At 60.0% G+C, this 16,043-nt stretch carries 18 protein-coding genes; 16 read left to right on the top strand and 2 right to left on the bottom strand.

The features are described from left to right. Positions 1-71: 71 nt before the first annotated feature. Entirely contained in the window at positions 72-725 is a 654-nt protein-coding gene (fsa, locus tag GS605_RS14765; protein WP_152457215.1) for a fructose-6-phosphate aldolase, read from the bottom strand. An 88-nt stretch (positions 726-813) separates the two neighbouring features. Between fsa and GS605_RS14760 the strand changes: the two genes are divergently transcribed. From GS605_RS14760 to GS605_RS14745, 4 genes are all read left to right on the top strand, one after another. Beyond that, the gene (locus tag GS605_RS14760) at positions 814-3,009 is read left to right on the top strand and encodes a primosomal protein N' (RefSeq protein ID WP_171724444.1); all 2,196 of its coding nucleotides are present in this window, start codon (positions 814-816) and stop codon (positions 3,007-3,009) included. A 79-nt stretch (positions 3,010-3,088) separates the two neighbouring features. Further along, positions 3,089-4,321: an MFS transporter gene (locus tag GS605_RS14755; RefSeq protein WP_171724443.1), complete on the top strand. Its 1,233-nt coding sequence runs from the start codon at positions 3,089-3,091 to the stop codon at positions 4,319-4,321. A gap of 66 nt (positions 4,322-4,387) precedes the next feature. Continuing rightward, positions 4,388-5,266 (top strand): 50S ribosomal protein L11 methyltransferase, encoded by an 879-nt coding sequence (locus tag GS605_RS14750; RefSeq protein ID WP_171724442.1) that lies wholly within the window; start codon positions 4,388-4,390, stop codon positions 5,264-5,266. 89 nt (positions 5,267-5,355) lie between these two features. Beyond that, entirely contained in the window at positions 5,356-5,712 is a 357-nt protein-coding gene (locus GS605_RS14745) for a hypothetical protein (protein WP_245218135.1), read from the top strand. Between the two features lie 110 nt (positions 5,713-5,822). On the opposite strand, the gene GS605_RS14740 is transcribed toward GS605_RS14745, so the two are convergent. Beyond that, positions 5,823-6,038 carry a DUF1127 domain-containing protein gene (locus tag GS605_RS14740; RefSeq protein WP_171636824.1) on the bottom strand — a complete coding sequence of 72 codons (216 nt, stop codon included), beginning with the start codon at positions 6,036-6,038 and terminating at the stop codon, positions 5,823-5,825. Positions 6,039-6,371: 333 nt separating this feature from the next. Between GS605_RS14740 and ruvC the strand changes: the two genes are divergently transcribed. The 12 genes from ruvC to tilS all read left to right on the top strand — a co-directional run bounded on the left by ruvC (position 6,372) and on the right by tilS (position 16,006). Further along, positions 6,372-6,869: a crossover junction endodeoxyribonuclease RuvC gene (ruvC, locus tag GS605_RS14735; protein WP_152457220.1), complete on the top strand. Its 498-nt coding sequence runs from the start codon at positions 6,372-6,374 to the stop codon at positions 6,867-6,869. After that, positions 6,866-7,543: a Holliday junction branch migration protein RuvA gene (gene ruvA, locus GS605_RS14730; protein ID WP_171229582.1), complete on the top strand. Its 678-nt coding sequence runs from the start codon at positions 6,866-6,868 to the stop codon at positions 7,541-7,543. The genes ruvC and ruvA overlap by 4 nt, the downstream gene beginning before the upstream one ends. A 4-nt stretch (positions 7,544-7,547) precedes the next feature. Further along, positions 7,548-8,567 (top strand): Holliday junction branch migration DNA helicase RuvB, encoded by a 1,020-nt coding sequence (ruvB, locus tag GS605_RS14725; protein ID WP_171229583.1) that lies wholly within the window; start codon positions 7,548-7,550, stop codon positions 8,565-8,567. A 63-nt stretch (positions 8,568-8,630) separates the two neighbouring features. Next, complete coding sequence (locus GS605_RS14720) at positions 8,631-9,254, top strand: hypothetical protein (protein ID WP_171724522.1); 624 nt, start codon at positions 8,631-8,633, stop codon at positions 9,252-9,254. Beyond that, a complete protein-coding gene (gene ybgC, locus GS605_RS14715; RefSeq protein ID WP_171636827.1) occupies positions 9,251-9,634 on the top strand; it encodes a tol-pal system-associated acyl-CoA thioesterase in 384 nt (127 codons plus the stop codon). Before GS605_RS14720 ends, ybgC begins: the two co-directional genes overlap by 4 nt. A gap of 110 nt (positions 9,635-9,744) precedes the next feature. After that, complete coding sequence (tolQ, locus tag GS605_RS14710; RefSeq protein WP_152457225.1) at positions 9,745-10,440, top strand: protein TolQ; 696 nt, start codon at positions 9,745-9,747, stop codon at positions 10,438-10,440. A 2-nt stretch (positions 10,441-10,442) separates the two neighbouring features. Beyond that, positions 10,443-10,919, top strand: coding sequence for a protein TolR (gene tolR, locus GS605_RS14705; RefSeq protein WP_152457226.1), 477 nt, complete (start codon positions 10,443-10,445; stop codon positions 10,917-10,919). Positions 10,920-10,928: 9 nt separating this feature from the next. Then, positions 10,929-12,032, top strand: coding sequence for an energy transducer TonB (locus GS605_RS14700; protein WP_171724441.1), 1,104 nt, complete (start codon positions 10,929-10,931; stop codon positions 12,030-12,032). Continuing rightward, complete coding sequence (tolB, locus tag GS605_RS14695; protein ID WP_171636829.1) at positions 12,029-13,348, top strand: Tol-Pal system beta propeller repeat protein TolB; 1,320 nt, start codon at positions 12,029-12,031, stop codon at positions 13,346-13,348. Before GS605_RS14700 ends, tolB begins: the two co-directional genes overlap by 4 nt. A 72-nt stretch (positions 13,349-13,420) precedes the next feature. Then, positions 13,421-13,927, top strand: a complete 507-nt coding sequence (gene pal, locus GS605_RS14690; protein WP_171724440.1) for a peptidoglycan-associated lipoprotein Pal — start codon at positions 13,421-13,423, stop codon at positions 13,925-13,927. A 4-nt stretch (positions 13,928-13,931) separates the two neighbouring features. Beyond that, positions 13,932-14,756 carry a tol-pal system protein YbgF gene (gene ybgF / locus GS605_RS14685; protein ID WP_171724439.1) on the top strand — a complete coding sequence of 275 codons (825 nt, stop codon included), beginning with the start codon at positions 13,932-13,934 and terminating at the stop codon, positions 14,754-14,756. Further along, on the top strand, positions 14,747-16,006 hold the full coding sequence (gene tilS / locus GS605_RS14680) for a tRNA lysidine(34) synthetase TilS (protein ID WP_371807763.1): 1,260 nt from the start codon (positions 14,747-14,749) through the stop codon (positions 16,004-16,006). Before ybgF ends, tilS begins: the two co-directional genes overlap by 10 nt. Positions 16,007-16,043: the final 37 nt, after the last annotated feature.

The raw sequence follows: 16,043 nt of genomic DNA, 5'->3' as shown, positions 1-16,043 counted from the left end.
GATCACAGATCAGGCATTTGGCCGTTGGGCCGGGCGCGGCGCCTGATGGCGCCGCGCGGTTGCAAGCCAGATCAGAGGATTTTCTGACCGGTTTTGGCCCAGTCGGCCAGAAAGGTTTCCAGACCTTTGTCGGTCAGCGGATGGTCGGCCAGCTTCTTGATTACGGCAGGCGGTGCGGTGATCACGTCGGCTCCGATGCGGGCGCTGTCGGTCACGTGGTTGACGGTACGGATCGATGCAGCAAGGATTTCGGTCTCGAACCCGTAGTTGTCATAGACCTGACGGATGTCTGCGATCAGGTCCATGCCGTCGAGGTTGATATCGTCAAGCCGTCCGATGAAAGGCGAGATGAATGTCGCGCCCGCTTTCGCAGCCAGAATCGCCTGATTGGTCGAGAAGCAGAGCGTCACATTGACCATCTGGCCTTCGTCGCTGAGCGTCTTGCAGGTTTTCAGGCCGGCCCATGTCAGCGGAACTTTGACCGCGATGTTCGGTGCGATCTTGGCCAGTTTGCGGCCTTCGGCGATCATGTCGTCAGCTTCGGTGGCGACAACCTCGGCCGATACCGGGCCATCGACCAAATCACATATCTCTTTGGTCACTTCCAGAATGTCGCGACCTGACTTCAGGATCAGCGAAGGGTTGGTGGTTACGCCGTCCACCATGCCCAGATCGTTCAGTTCGGCAATGGCGTCGATCTCGGCGGTGTCTACGAAGAATTTCATGAGGGCAGTCCTTTGATGGGTTGGCCTTGGTCGCGGATGGCTTTACCTCAAAGAGACCCCTGCTGGAACCCCCTGCGAAGGATATGCCGTGAGCGCTAACGGATTTTTCGACCAAGGAGAGCTGGTTGCGGTGCTTACAACGCAGCCGCTTGACCGGACGCTGGATTACAAAGCGCCCGAAGGCGGGTGCGTTCTGGGCGCGTTTGTCGAGGTTCCTTTGGGCCCGCGCAAGGTTCTGGGGGTGGTTTGGGGGCCGGGGCAGGGCGGCTTTGACCTGAGCAAGGCGCGCTCGGTAATCCGGGTTCTTGACGTTGCACCGATGCGTGAAGAGATGCGGGTGTTTCTGGAAAAGGTCGCCGATTACACTCTGACACCAATGCCTGCGATGCTGCGTCTGGCGACGCGGGCACCGGGCTTGGGTGATCCGCCATCGATGCGCAAGGTCTATCGCTTGGGTGAAGGCCAACCAGACCGATTGACCGATGCGCGGACCCGGGTTCTGGAGGTATTGCGCGACTACGGCGGGCTGGCTTTTACCTTGAAAGAGCTCGCCGAGCAGGCGGGTGTAACGTCATCTGTTGTCAAAGGGTTGGTCAAACAAGGCGCCGTGCGCGAAGAGGACAGCCCGCGCGACCTGCCTTATCCTCATCTTGATCCGGACCTTCCCGGGAGAGACCTGACAGCGGATCAGGCAGCGGCGGTCGAACGGCTTCAGGCTGGGCAGCGGACCGGTGATTACGGCACCACGCTGCTGAAAGGGGTTACCGGTTCCGGCAAGACTGAGGTCTATTTGGAGGCTGTGGCTGAGGCGCTGCGCATGGGGCGGCAGGCCTTGGTCCTGCTGCCCGAGATCGCCCTGACCGCAGAATTTCTGACCCGGGTCGAGGCGCGGTTCGGTGCGCGCCCGGCGGAATGGCATTCCGGCGCAACCATGACGGAACGGCGGCGGGTCTGGCGGATGGTCGGGCAAGGCAATGCGCAACTGGTCGTTGGCGCCCGGTCGGCGCTGTTTCTGCCATTCCGCGATCTGGGGCTTGTGGTCGTCGATGAAGAACACGACACGTCCTACAAACAGGAAGACGGCGTGCACTACAGCGCACGCGACATGGCGGTTCTGCGCTCGGCGATTTGTGGCGCGCGGGTGATCCTGGCCAGTGCGACACCTTCGCTTGAAAGTTGGGCCAATGCCGAGGCGGGCAAGTACGAAAGGCTTGACCTGACCTCGCGTTTTGGGGCGGCGGTATTGCCCGAGATGAAGCCCATCGACATGCGGGCCGAGCAGATGCAGCCCGGAACGTGGGTTTCTCCGTCTTTGCGGCAAGCGGTGCAGCAGCGGATCGAAAAAGGTGAACAATCGCTGTTGTTCATCAACCGCCGTGGCTATGCGCCGGTGACCTTGTGCCGGGCCTGTGGCGAGCAGATCGCCTGTGATCAGTGCGACGCACGCATGGTCGAGCATCGGTTTCTCAAGCGATTGATGTGCCACCAATGCGGCGAAACCAAGCCGATGCCCGAAGATTGCCCCTCCTGCGGCGTGGAAGGCAAGCTGGCCCCGGTCGGGCCGGGGATCGAACGGCTGGGGGAAGAAGCCGAGGCGACCTTCCCCGAGGCGAAAATCGCGATGCTGAGTTCTGATCTTTTTGGTTCAGCCCGGGCATTGAAAGCCAAGATAGAAGAGATCGCCGCCGGGGATGCCGACATTATCATCGGTACGCAGTTGGTGGCGAAGGGGCACAACTTTCCCAAGCTCACATTGGTCGGTGTGATTGACGCTGACCTGTCTCTGCACGGCGCGGATCTGCGCGCGGCTGAGCGTACGTTTCAATTGATGCGGCAAGTGGCTGGGCGCGCGGGACGGGCGGACAAGCCAGGGCAGGCGCTTTTGCAGACATTTCAACCGGAACACCCGGTGATCCGGGCCATCCTGTCGGGTGATGAGGAAGGGTTCTGGAAAGCCGAGGCAGCGGGTCGGCAGGCGGCAGGCGTGCCGCCCTATGGTCGCATGGCCGGGATCGTGTTGTCGGGCCCCGAGGTCGGGCCGGTCTTCGATATCGGCAATGCAATGGCCCGCAACGATTCGCCCCTGCGCGCGATCGGTGCTCAGGTCTTTGGCCCGGCGCCGGCACCTATTGCACGTATACGCGGTCGCCACAGAGTGCGCTTGTTGGTGAAAGCCCCGAAAGGGGCGCCGATTCAGGATGCCATTGCCCGCTGGATCGCCCCGTTGCGCCTGAAGGGCGATATCCGCCTGACCGTCGATATCGACCCACAGAATTTTTACTGACCTCTGCATCTGTGCAGGGTGATTGTGCGCAGACCGCTTCCCTCTCGCCAAAGCAGCGAAATGGGCGTAGAGGGGTCTCATGCTGAAACCCATGCCCCTTACAGAGGCGCAGAGCCTGCCGTTCTGGCGCCGCCCCATCACGCTGTTGTTCATGATGGCGCTGACCATGCCCATTGCGTTCAACGCATGGAGCGCGTTGCTGAACAACTTTGTTATTGAGGTGGCGAACTTTGATGGCGCGGATATCGGTCTGCTGCACACGGTGCGCGAGATTCCGGGGTTTCTGGCGGTTGGGGTGATTGCCGTCATCATTTTCATTCGCGAGCAGGTGCTGGCGATGATCTCTCTGATGATGCTTGGTGTCGCAACGGCGGTGACCGCGTGGTTCCCCAGCCTGGGCGGGTTGCTGTTTGTGACCTTGTTCAGCTCGATCGGGTTCCATTACTACGAGACCGTGAACCAGTCGCTTCAATTGCAGTGGCTGCCCAAGGATCGTGCTCCGCAGGTGCTGGGATGGCTGGTTGCGATGGGATCGGCGGCGACCATGGTGGTGTATGGGCTGATCGTACTGACCTGGGATCGCTTTGATCTGTCCTACAACTTTGTTTTCATGGCGTCGGGTGGAGTTACGGCTGCGTTGGCACTGTTCTGTCTGTTCGCCTATCCGCAATTCGATGCGCCCACGCCGCAGACCAAGAAGCTGATCCTGCGTCGCCGGTATTGGCTGTATTATGCATTGCAGTTCATGGCAGGCGCGCGGCGGCAGATATTTGTCGTTTTTGCCGGGTTCATGATGGTCGAGAAATTCGGCTTTGAAGTGCATGAGCTCACCAGCCTTTATCTGATCAATCTGATGATCAACATGTTGGCCGCCCCATTGCTGGGAAAGGCGGTGGCAAAGTTCGGTGAGCGGCGCACGCTGATATTTGAATATACCGGCCTGGCCATCGTGTTCGCAGCCTATGGCGGCATCTATTGGTTCGGTTGGGGCGTTCTGCTTGCGGCAATCCTTTATGTGATCGACCACGTGCTGTTTGCGCTGGCTTTGGCATTGAAAACCTATTTCCAGAAAATCGCTGACCCTGCTGACATCGCGCCGACCGCTGCGGTGGCCTTTACGATCAATCATATTGCGGCGGTGTTTTTGCCCGCTTTGCTTGGCCTGCTTTGGGTCGTGTCGCCGGGCGCTGTGTTTGGCCTGGCCGCGGCGATGGCGATCGTTTCGCTGCTGTTGTCCCTGTTGATCCCGCGTCACCCCGAGCCTGGCAACGAGACTATCCTGACCAAATACGCTCCGGCCCCTGCGGAATAGGTCTCGGCGCTTGACCTTGACGGCGCGGCGTCCTAGGCGCGGTGTCAATCGAGACAGGAGGCCCCAATGCCCACATTCACCGCACTGACGACGCTGACAGGTAAGAAGGCCGCCGAAGGTCTGGGCGAGGCGATGGAACGTCTGGAGCCAGAGCCAACCGGCGTTGGTGTGTTCGAAGTCGAAGACGGATCCGGCCTGTGGGAGGTCGGCGGATATTTCACCGAAGCCCCTGACGAGACCGCGCTGGCGGTTCTGGCCGCGGCGTTCGACGCCAAACCGTTTGTTGTTTCAGAGCTGCCGGAAACCGACTGGGTTGCGCATGTGCGACGCGAGCTTGCACCCGTCGAGGCGGGGCGTTTCTTTGTCTATGGAAGCCATGATGCCGACAAGCTGCCCGAAGGTCGCATTCCATTGCTGATCGAGGCCGCAATGGCCTTTGGCACCGGCCACCATGGTACGACGTTGGGTTGCCTCAAGGCCTTTGACAGATTGCTGGACGAAGGGTTCACCGCGACGAAAGTGGCAGATATCGGCTGCGGCACCGCCGTTCTGGCCATGGCCGCAGCCCGGGTTTGGGACGGTGACATCATTGCCAGTGACATTGATGAAGTGGCCGTTGACGTGGCCGAAGCCAATCTCAAGGCGAACGGGATGTCCGGTGCCGTACGGTGCGTGGAAGCCGCGGGTTTCGATCACCCCGATCTCAGGGCGCACGCACCCTACGACCTGATCTTTGCCAATATTCTGAAAGGTCCTCTGGTCGCCCTCTCGCCGGAAATCGCGGCGAATCTGCGTCCCGGAGGCTATGCAATCCTGTCAGGGGTCCTTAACGAACAGGCCGATGACGTGGTGTCGGTTTATTCTCAAAATGAATTCAATCTCGCTCATAGAGGTGAGATTGGTGAGTGGACGACCCTAATCTTAATGAAACAGGGCGCAAACTAGGCCATTTGCAGGAGTTTTGTGGAATTTTGCCACGTTTTTGTCGTATTCTCTATTTACCGTTTTCTGACTGAAGTCGAGGGGGGCGGTTTTTGGAGGCTGCCATGACGGGTAAACAACTGGAGTTCACTCAGCGCGTTAATCGCCTGAACAAAAAACATCAAAAGATGAGCCGTGGCTATCGCGCGACGATGCGCAAGGATGGCCTGGTCGTCATGAAGCCGCAGCGGGTAAGCTCGGCAGTGCCGGCCAGGGTGCTGTTGCTTACGCTTCTGAGTGTTGTGGCGTTCAAGGCGTTTCTTTTGTCCAGCCTTGGCCCGACCGGATACCAATATCGGATCGACAGTTTGAACGAAGGAACATCGGTCGAAAAAGCAGGTGCCTGGGTGATGCAGATCGACCCGGTGTCGCAGGCGATTGCCGTGCAACTCAACAAGGTTTTATACTGAATCTCAATTTGACTCAGTTTCCAAAAAAAACACCGCGTGCCCGGGGCGCGCGGTGTTTTTGTTTGCCCCTCAAGGGAGGAGGAAGGGGCGAATGCGAGTAGTGGTCGGTATTACCGGAGACCTTGGGCGATGGCGTCAATGTCGCCGCGGCACAGGCCGATATCTTCCAGTTCACGATCGCTCAGACCGGTCAGCGCGTTGCGGGTAACGCGGGCGTCATTCCATTCGACAGCTGCGTTCACGGCCGATACGAAAAATGCGCCGATACGGCCAACGAGGCCGAACGAGCCAGTGGAGGCGAAGCGGGTGGTGTCCAGTGCAGCCATATCCTGTTTCCTTCTGGTTGGTGTTCACTTTGCAGTCTTGCGATCTGCCCGGCATCTAGTGCCGCCAAATCGCCCGCACAAGTTCAGTTTTTGCATGTGTCCTATGCGTTTCCTGCAACGCTGCAAAAGGCTGTAATCCCCTTAAATAATTGGTGAAAACGCGTTCACAAAAGTGTCGAATTCAGACTTTTTGAAGTCGCAAACGGCACGTTGAGTCGCCCTTGGGACAGGGGTGTCGTTTTCAGGCCTTGGGTCAATTCGCTTGGAAAATGTTCACGCTTCGTGCTAGGCGTTGAAAAAAGATCACAGAACCCGAGCAGGCCGAGGCAAAACATGCGAATTCTGGGCATTGATCCGGGGCTTAGGACCCTGGGGTGGGGCGTCATCGAATCAAATGGCAGCCGCCTGAGCCACGTGGCCAACGGTTTGTGCAAGTCGGATGGGGATGATCTGGGTGAGCGGTTGTTGTCTCTCCACAACCAGATTGTCGAAGTCATCGCCGATCACCAACCGGACCAGGCAGCCATCGAACAGACCTTTGTGAACAAGGACGGTGCCGGTACGCTCAAACTGGGTCAGGCGCGGGGGGTTGCGTTGCTGACACTGGCACAGGCCGGATTGCCGGTGGGGGAATACGCCCCGAACCGGGTCAAGAAAACGGTCGTGGGTGTCGGGCACGCGGAAAAGGAGCAGGTGCTGCACATGGTCAAACTGCAATTGCCCGGATGTCAGCCCAAAGGGGCGGATGCAGCCGATGCTCTGGCGATTGCGATTTGCCATGCCTATTACGGCAAGACCCAACAGGTGCGTGTGAAAGAGGTGCGGGCATGATCGGAAAACTCACCGGAAGGCTGGACTATCGCGCCGCAGATCACGTGCTGATCGATGTCCGGGGGGTGGGATACATCGTCTATTGCTCTGACCGGACCATGGCGGCACTGCCGGGCGTGGGCGAGGCGGTTTCGATCTATACGGACATGGTCGTGCGCGAAGACCTGATGCAGCTTTATGGCTTTCTTTCGCTGGTCGAGAAGGAATGGCATCGCCTTTTGTGCTCGGTTCAGGGGGTCGGAGCGAAAGTCTCTCTGGCGATCCTCAGCGCGCTGGGGCCGGACGGTGTCAGCCGCGCAATCGCACTGGGAGATTGGGCGGCGGTCAAGGCGGCGAAAGGTGTGGGGCCGAAAACAGCGCAGCGGATCGTTCTGGACCTCAAGGACAAGGCGCCGGGCGTGATGGCCATGGGTGGCACGGTGATTGATGCGATGGATGGCCCTTCGATCGAAGTTGTAGAGCCTGTCGAGGCAGCGCCTGCTCCGAAGCGGACGCCAAAACCAGCCTCTGGGGCCGCTGCGGCATCAGCGGGTGCGCTGTCTGCCTTGTCCAATCTGGGTTATGGGCCGTCGGATGCAGCAGCCGCGGTTGCCGAGGCCGCCGCCAACAACCCGGATGCAGACGAAGCGGGTTTGATCCGTGCCGCCCTGCAATTGCTGGCTCCGAAAGGCTGAATGAATGGTAGACGCTGATCCCACTGTGCGCCCGGACCCATTGCCCGAGGACAACGACCGCGCATTGCGCCCGCAGGGCTTGGATGAGTTCATCGGTCAGGCCGAGGCGCGCGCCAATCTGCGCATCTTCATCCAATCCGCCCGCCAGCGGGGCGAGGCGATGGATCACACGTTGTTCCATGGCCCTCCGGGGTTGGGCAAGACGACGCTGGCGCAGATCATGGCGCGTGAACTGGGGGTGAATTTTCGCATGACGTCCGGGCCGGTTCTGGCGAAAGCGGGCGATCTGGCTGCGATCCTGACCAATCTCGAAGCGCGTGATGTCCTGTTCATCGACGAAATCCACCGCCTGAACCCGGCGGTGGAAGAGGTGCTTTACCCCGCGATGGAGGATTTCGAGCTTGATCTGGTGATCGGCGAGGGGCCCGCTGCGCGAACGGTTCGGATCGAGTTGCAACCCTTCACGCTTGTCGGGGCCACGACGCGCATGGGTTTGCTGACCACACCTTTGCGCGACCGGTTTGGTATTCCGACCCGGTTGCAGTTCTACACCGTGGATGAACTGCATGAGATCGTCACCCGAAACGCGCGGAAACTCGGCGCTCCGGCAGATGATGAGGGCGCACGCGAGATTGCGCGCAGGTCGCGCGGTACACCGCGCATCGCCGGACGTCTGCTGCGCCGGGTGGTGGACTTCGCCATTGTCGAAGGAGATGGGCGGATCACCCGCGAACTGGCTGACGGAGCCTTGACGCGGCTGGGTGTGGACCATTTGGGGCTGGATGGTGCGGACCGCCGATATCTGAAACTGATCGCCGAAAATTACGGTGGTGGTCCTGTCGGGATCGAAACGATGTCAGCCGCGCTGTCTGAAAGCCGGGACTCGCTGGAAGAAGTGATCGAGCCCTTTCTGTTGCAACAGGGGTTGATCCAGCGGACACCGCGTGGGCGGATGTTGGCGCAAAAGGCCTGGACGCATCTGGGCATGGCTGCACCCAAGCGGCAGAGCGATCTGTTCGGTTGAAGCTTGCGCTTGGAAAATTTATGCCTTCGGCGAGAGTATTTTCGAAAAGATGAAGGCTTGACCGTGACACCGGAAGAGATTGAGGCGCTGTTCACGCGCGAAAGCGGTGAGTTTCTGTTTGCCCGTTGGGGACGACCCATCGTGCCGATTGTGTTTGGCGTTGAAGATGAAACGCTGTCCACTGTGAAGGGCGCCTTCGAGGCGTTTGTCACCTTGGCCGGTCACAAAATGGCCGAAACCGACCCCGAACTTGGTGCCAACTGCATGGTCTTCTTCTTCCGGGATTGGAAAGAGCTGCTGGACGTGCCGGATCTTGATCGTCTGATCCCGGATCTGGCACCGTTGGTCGGGCGCTTGGTTGAAGCGGATGCAAACCAGTACCGCATCTTCCGGTTCGAAGAAGACGGTGCGATCCGCGCGGCTTTTGTTTTTCTGCGCATGGACAAGCAGTTGTCCAAGATACCGGCGGAAACGCTGGCGCTGAGCCAGGTGGTGCAGACCATCCTGCTTTGGTCCGATACTGCGTTTCGGACGCAATCTCCGCTGGCCGTGGCGGGCGAAACGACGATCCTGCGCCCCGATATTGCTGCGTTGATTCGGGCTGCTTACGATCCGGTTTTGCCCGGTTCGGCGCAGGATGCGTCTCATGCGCTCAGGTTGTTTGCCCGGTTGGAGCCACCGCAATGAAACATTCCTACCCGGTTCGTGTATATTATGAAGACACTGACATGGGCGGCGTCGTCTATCACGCGAACTATCTGAGGTATATCGAACGTGCGCGTTCGGATTGGGTGCGCAATCTGGGCAATGACCAGAACGCGATGCGGGAAGAAGGCATTGTTTGGGTCGTGCGGCGGGTCGAGGCCGATTACCTTTCGCCAGCCAGGTTCGATGACGAACTGATCGTCGAAACCGAAGTCACGGAAATCTCGGGTGTGCGGCTGACCATGGCGCAGCTGGTCCGGCGTGGCGAGACCGAGATTTTTCGCGCTTCGGTCACTGCCGTGTGTATCAACAAGGATGGCAGGCCGATCCGGCTTCCGGCAGAGATTCGCGCATTGATGTAACAATTTGAGGGTCGGGGGTGGTTCTATTGGCATTTCAACCCCAACTGCGTTAGCGTTTGGCAAAACAAGGCCAAACAAACGGCCGTCAGGCAAAAACAAAGAGCAGGTTCATGGAAGCTGAAACGCTGGCGCTGGCGCAGGAGATCGATTTCTCCATGTGGGGGCTGTATGCCCGCGCGACCTTTATCGTCAAATTGGTGATGTTGATGCTGATCGGTGCATCCATCTGGTCCTGGGGCATCATCATCCAGAAGCTGATAAATTACCGCGCGGCCCGTCGCGAGGCGCAGGCATTTGACGAGAGCTTCTGGTCCGGCAACCCTTTGGACGAGCTGTTCGAGCAGATCGGAACCCAGCCGGATGGCAGTTCTGAAAAGATTTTTGCGGCCGGAATGATCGAATGGCGCAGGTCGCACCGAAATGATGGCGGATTGATTGCCGGAGCGACCGCGCGGATAGACCGGTCCATGGATGTGGCCATAGCGAAAGAGGCAGAGACCTTGCAGAAAGGTCTGCCCATACTGGCCACGGTTGGATCGACTGCGCCGTTCATCGGCCTGTTTGGTACCGTCTGGGGCATCATGAATGCGTTTATTGAAATCGCCGAACAGCAGAATACCAACCTGGCGGTCGTGGCCCCGGGTATTGCCGAGGCACTATTGGCAACGGGGCTCGGCCTTCTGGCCGCGATCCCGGCGGTTATTTTCTACAACAAGCTCAGTGCTGACTGTGACCGCATCGTGGGCGGCTACGAAGCCTTTGCTGACGAGTTCGCGACCATCCTGTCGCGCCAGTTGGATAGCTGACAATGGGCGCGGCGGTTCAGCAATCCTCGGGTGGAAACGGGCGCAGACGCGGTCGGCGTCGCGGTCGTGCGCAACCCATGGCCGAGATCAACGTGACACCGTTTGTGGATGTCATGCTGGTTTTGCTGATTATCTTCATGGTGGCCGCGCCATTGCTGACCGTCGGTGTTCCGGTAGATCTGCCCAAGACCGCCGCCAGTGCTTTGCCCGGTGACAATGAAGAACCTTTGACCGTAACCCTGACGGCAGATGGACGTGTGCAGATCCAGACAACTGACGTGTTGCGCGAGGAACTGATCGGCAAGCTGCGGGCCATCGCCGCAGAGCGGAGCAGTGACCGGGTTTTCCTGCGCGCCGATGGCGCGATTCCTTACGCGCAGGTCATGCAGGTCATGGGCGCGCTGAACGCGGGCGGGTTTTCCAACGTTGGGCTTGTGACCGATACGGGCGGGCCGACGCTGGACGAAGGTGGAGAGTGAGGGCGCACGGTGGATACCGGCACCAAGATTTCGGCGATTGCGCATGTCAGCCTGATCGGAGCGGCGCTTTTCGGCGGTACCTTCCGGTCCGAGCCTTTGCCGATGGCCGTACAGGATGTGTCCGTGATAACCGCTGAACAATTCGCGGCCATGACGGCCCAGCGGGATGCGCCTGATATCCCGGAGGTGCCGACGGCATTGCAACAACCGCCCGAACCACAGGCTGATAGCACGCCGCCAGAACCTGTGGTCGAGGAACAGCCGCGCCCTGAACCCGTCGTGCCTGCCGAACCCGAACCCGAGCCTGCCCCCGTTATCGTCGAAGCACCGCCGGAACCGGACGTGCCGGATGAGCTGCCGGTACTGACAGAGCCCGAGGTCGAACCTGCCGCACAGCCGGTGCCTCCGGGGCCCGAGGCGCAGCCGCGCCCATCCGATCGTGTTGCCCCCGAGGCCATAGCGCCACCACCGCCCGAGGCAAAACCGGATGATTTCGAAACGCCGCCGGTGTCTCTGGACGAGGGCGCCGAGGTTCAGCAAGAACAACAGGATCAGACCGCGCCGGAAGAAGCGGCGCCCGAGATCGTGACCGAGGCAGAGGAAACCAAAGAGCAGTCTCCGCTTACGTCACCGCGACCGCGGGTGCGTCCGAACCGCCCAAGCCCACCGCCCGAACCCGTTGTGGCAGAGACGCCCGAGGCGGCGCCCGAACCTGACGCGCAAGCCGACGAGGCCGCGATCAATGACGCTTTGGCCGAAGCCTTGGGCAGTGGAACCCAGCCATCCGGCCCACCGCTGACCAGCGGCGAGAAGGACGCGATGCGATTGGCCGTGTCCAAGTGCTGGAATGTGGGCTCTTTGTCTACGGATGCACTGAGTACTGTGGTCGTTGTGGCTTTTTCGCTAAACCGTGATGGTACGGTTGTGGATGGCAGCATTCGGATGCTGGACAGTTCTGGTGGGTCTGCTGGTGCGGCCAATCAGGCTTATCAGGCCGCCCGGCGCGCGATTTTGCGCTGCGGGGCCAGAGGATATGATTTGCCTGCTGACAAATACGCTCATTGGCAGGATGTTGAGATTACATTCAATCCCGAGAGGATGCGGATCAAATGATGAAACTTCTGACCAGCCTCTTTGTCGGCCTGACGCTGATGTCTGCGCCGGTTCTTGCACAGAACGGTCCCCTGCGACTGGAGTTGGACCAGGGCATTATCGAACCATTGCCCTTTGCGGTGCCGAGCTTTGTTCCCGATGGTCCGTCAGCGGCGCAATATGCACAGGACATCTCGCGCGTGGTGGCGGCTGATCTGACAGGAACCGGGTTGTTCCGCGAGATCTCTTCGGATGCCTTCATCAGTCGGGTCAGCAGCTTCGAAGCACCAGTTCAGTTTGCCGATTGGAAAGCGATCAATGCCGACGCGCTGATTACGGGGGCGGTCAATGTTTCGGGCAAGAACCTCACGGTTCGGTTCCGGGTCTGGGATGTGTTTTCGGGTCAGGAGCTGGGCAATGGGTTGCAATTGGCAGGCACCACCGAGGGCTGGCGGCGCATGGCCCACAAAGTGGCAGATCAGGTGTACAGCCGGATTACAGGCGAGGGCGGTTATTTTGACAGCCGCGTGGCCTTTGTTTCGGAAAGTGGACCGAAAAACCAACGCCTGAAACGTCTAGCGATCATGGATTATGATGGGGCGAACGTGCAGTACATGACCGACAGTGCCGCAATCGTTCTGGCGCCGCGCTTTTCGCCTACTGGCGATCGGTTGCTGTACACCAGCTATGAAAGCGGCAGCCCGCGCATCTATGTTCTGGATGTGGGCCGCGTCAAACGACAGGAACTGAAGACGCAGGACGGAACCATGAGCTTTTCGCCTCGCTTTTCGCCGGATGGCCGGTCGATCGTGTATTCCTTGATTCAGGGGGGAAACACGGACCTGTGGAAAATGGATCTGGCGTCGGGGCAAAGCACGCGTCTGACCAACACGCCGGCGATTGAAACCGCCCCCAGCTATTCGCCGGATGGCAGCCGGATCGTGTTTGAAAGCGACCGTTCGGGCACGCCGCAGCTTTACGTGATGCCCGCGAATGGCGGCGAGGCAACGCGGATCAGCTTTGGCTCGGGTCGTTATGGCACGCCGGTATGGTCGCCGCGCGGCGATCTGATTGCCTTTACCAAGCAAAATCAGGGTCGCTTCCACATCGGGGTGATGCGCACGGACGGATCAGAGGAACGCTTGTTGACCGCCTCGTTTCTGGATGAAGGCCCAACCTGGTCGCCCAATGGCCGCGTCATCATGTTCACCCGTGAAACGCAGGGCGCCAGCGGCCGGGCCTCGCTGTATTCGGTGGATATCTCGGGCCGCAACCTGCGCCCGGTGCGTACACCGGATGGCGGCAGTGATCCGTCATGGGGCCCACTACAGAATTGATCGCAGCAAAGTTCACAACGAATCGTCCCTGTGGTAGACAGGCGGCAACAATCAAAACACGAGGCACTTGAAATGAATGTATTGAGCAAAGTCCTGGCGTTGGGCGCGCTGAGTGTGATCGCCGCCTGTACGAACAATGACCCATCCGCCTTGGGCGGCAGCGGTGCTGGTAGCACAGGCGCAATCGTACCGGGCTCGCCCAGTGACCCGCGTTCGCCTGCGTATTTCCAGCAGACCGTCGGGGATCGTGTTCTGTTCGCCGTGGACCAGTCCACCCTGACACCACAGGCGCAGACCGTGTTGCAAGGGCAAGCGGACTGGCTTCTGGCCAATCCGGATTTTGTTGCCACGATCGAAGGTCACGCGGACGAGCAGGGCACCCGCGAATACAACCTTGCGCTGGGTGCGCGTCGCGCAAATGCCGCTCGTGAGTATCTGATTTCGCGCGGTGTTGCTGGCAACCGTCTCAAAACCGTCAGCTACGGCAAGGAGCGCCCAATTGAGATTTGCAGCGTTGAGGAATGCTATTCCAAGAACCGCCGCGCAGTGACTGTGCTGACCGGATCAACACTGGGGTAAGACAATGCGTATGGCAGGATGGGTATTGGCGGCGGTCATGGCGACAGCCGGTGTTGCACAGGCACAGGATCAGCAAACCCTGGCCGACATACGTCAGGAGCTGACGGTGCTGCATGTGGAAATTCAGCGTCTGAAGCGCGAGTTTTCCACCACAGGATCGCCCGCGCCAAACTTGTCCGGCAGTTCGGTTCTCGATCGGGTTGACGCCATTGAAGCGGAACTGCAACGCCTGACCCGTCAGACCGAGCAGCTTAACCAGCGTGTGCAAAACATCGTCTCAGACGGCACCAATCGCATCGGAGATCTGGAGTTCCGCCTGTGCGAGCTTGAGGCAAACTGCGAGATTTCAGGCGAACCGACCAGCACACTGGGCGGAGAGGGCACAGATGTAGGTACGGCCGTCATCACGCCTGCCACGCCATCCCAAACCGATCAGGGTGAACTGGCCGTGGGCGAGCGGGCGGATTTCGACGCGGCATCGCAAGCACTGGCCGATGGGAATTACCAGACTGCGGCTGATTTGTTTGCGCAGTTTGATGCGAACTATCCTGGCAGCCCCCTGGCGCCCGAAGCGAATCTGAAACGGGGTCGTGCGCTCGAAGGCCTTGGCGACACCCGCGAAGCGGCACGGGCGTTCTTGGCAAGCTTTACCGGAGATTCCGAAGGCGCATTTGCCCCCGAGGCGCTGTTCGAGTTGGGCGCGGCGCTGGGGCGTCTGGGGCAGACCGATCAGGCCTGCATCACGCTCAACGAAGTTGGCGTGCGCTTTCCATCCGCACCGGCGTTTGCGGATGCGACGCAAGAGATGTCTGCGCTGGGGTGTTCTTGAACCGTCACAGCGAAAACCTGCTTGCAGAGCTTCGCGCCCGGCTTCCCGAAAGGCTTCCGCCTAAACTGGGCGTGGCGGTCTCGGGCGGTGGGGATTCCGTGGCGTTGATGCATCTTTTGCATCAAGTCGCCCAAAACGAAGAGATCGCCCTTTTTGTGGCCACGGTCGATCACGGCTTGCGCCCCGACGCAGCGCAGGAGGCCGTGACAGTGTCGCGCCAGGCCGCTGCTTTGGGGCTGCCGCATGACATTTTGCATTGGGCGGGTTGGGACGGATCGGGCAATGTTCAGGACGAGGCCCGCAAGGCGCGTTACGGCCTGCTTGCCGGTTGGGCGCAACAGCGCGGAATCGACGCCATCGCGTTGGGGCACACGGCAGATGATCAGGCGGAAACGTTGCTGATGCGATTGGGTCGTTCATCAGGTGTCACGGGACTGTCCGGCATGTCGGCAAGTCGGCAATGGGAAGGGGTGACATTGCTGCGGCCAATGCTGGGGATCACACGCAAGGATCTGAGAGCCTACCTGACCGGTATCGGCGCAACATGGGTCGAAGACCCGTCGAATCAGGACCCTCGTTTCGACCGGATCAAGGCACGAGAGGCCATGTCCGGCCTCAAACCACTGGGAATTGATGCGCTTTCACTGTCTCGAGTGGCCGACAATCTGGCGCAGGCCAATGCAGCCCTGGGTGTTTTTGCGCAGGAATCCGCACGGAATGTCGCCCAGATCGAACAATGCGACGTGAAGGTGAACAGGGCCGGTTTTGCCGCATTGCCCAAGGAAATCCGACGCCGCGTGTTGCTTGGATGCCTTGCCTGGATCGCAGGGCAGGGATATCCCCCGCGTCAGGCGGCGGTCGAGCAGGCCATGAAGGCCATAACCGACGGGCGGGCAGGGTCGCTCAGCGGTTGCCTGTTGGTCCCGGAAGGGATGAGTGTTTGGATTTGCAGGGAATTCAAGGCCGTGGAGGCTCGGATTTCAGCACGTGACGAAGTTTGGGATGGCAAATGGGTCTTGACCGGTCCCGAAATTTCCGGTGCCGAGATCCGCGCTCTGGGTGAAGACGGGCTGCGACAGGTGCCTGAATGGCGCGAAACAGGCCGGCCCAGGCTGGCCTTGAGTGCGACGCCCGCGGTCTGGAAGGGGGGCGTGGTGCTGGCCGCTCCGCTTGCGGGATTCGCGAATGGATGGCGCGCGGACACGACGCCGGAATGGCCCGAGTTCCACGCATCTTTTTTATCGCATTGAACATACCACAATCCTCTCTATTTTAAGAGGTAACTTG

The organism is Ruegeria sp. HKCCD7559 (assembly GCF_013110575.1).
In the GTDB taxonomy this organism is placed as follows: domain Bacteria; phylum Pseudomonadota; class Alphaproteobacteria; order Rhodobacterales; family Rhodobacteraceae; genus Ruegeria.
The sequence above is the reverse complement of the archived record's forward strand: the minus strand, read 5'-3'. Positions and strand labels throughout refer to the sequence as shown.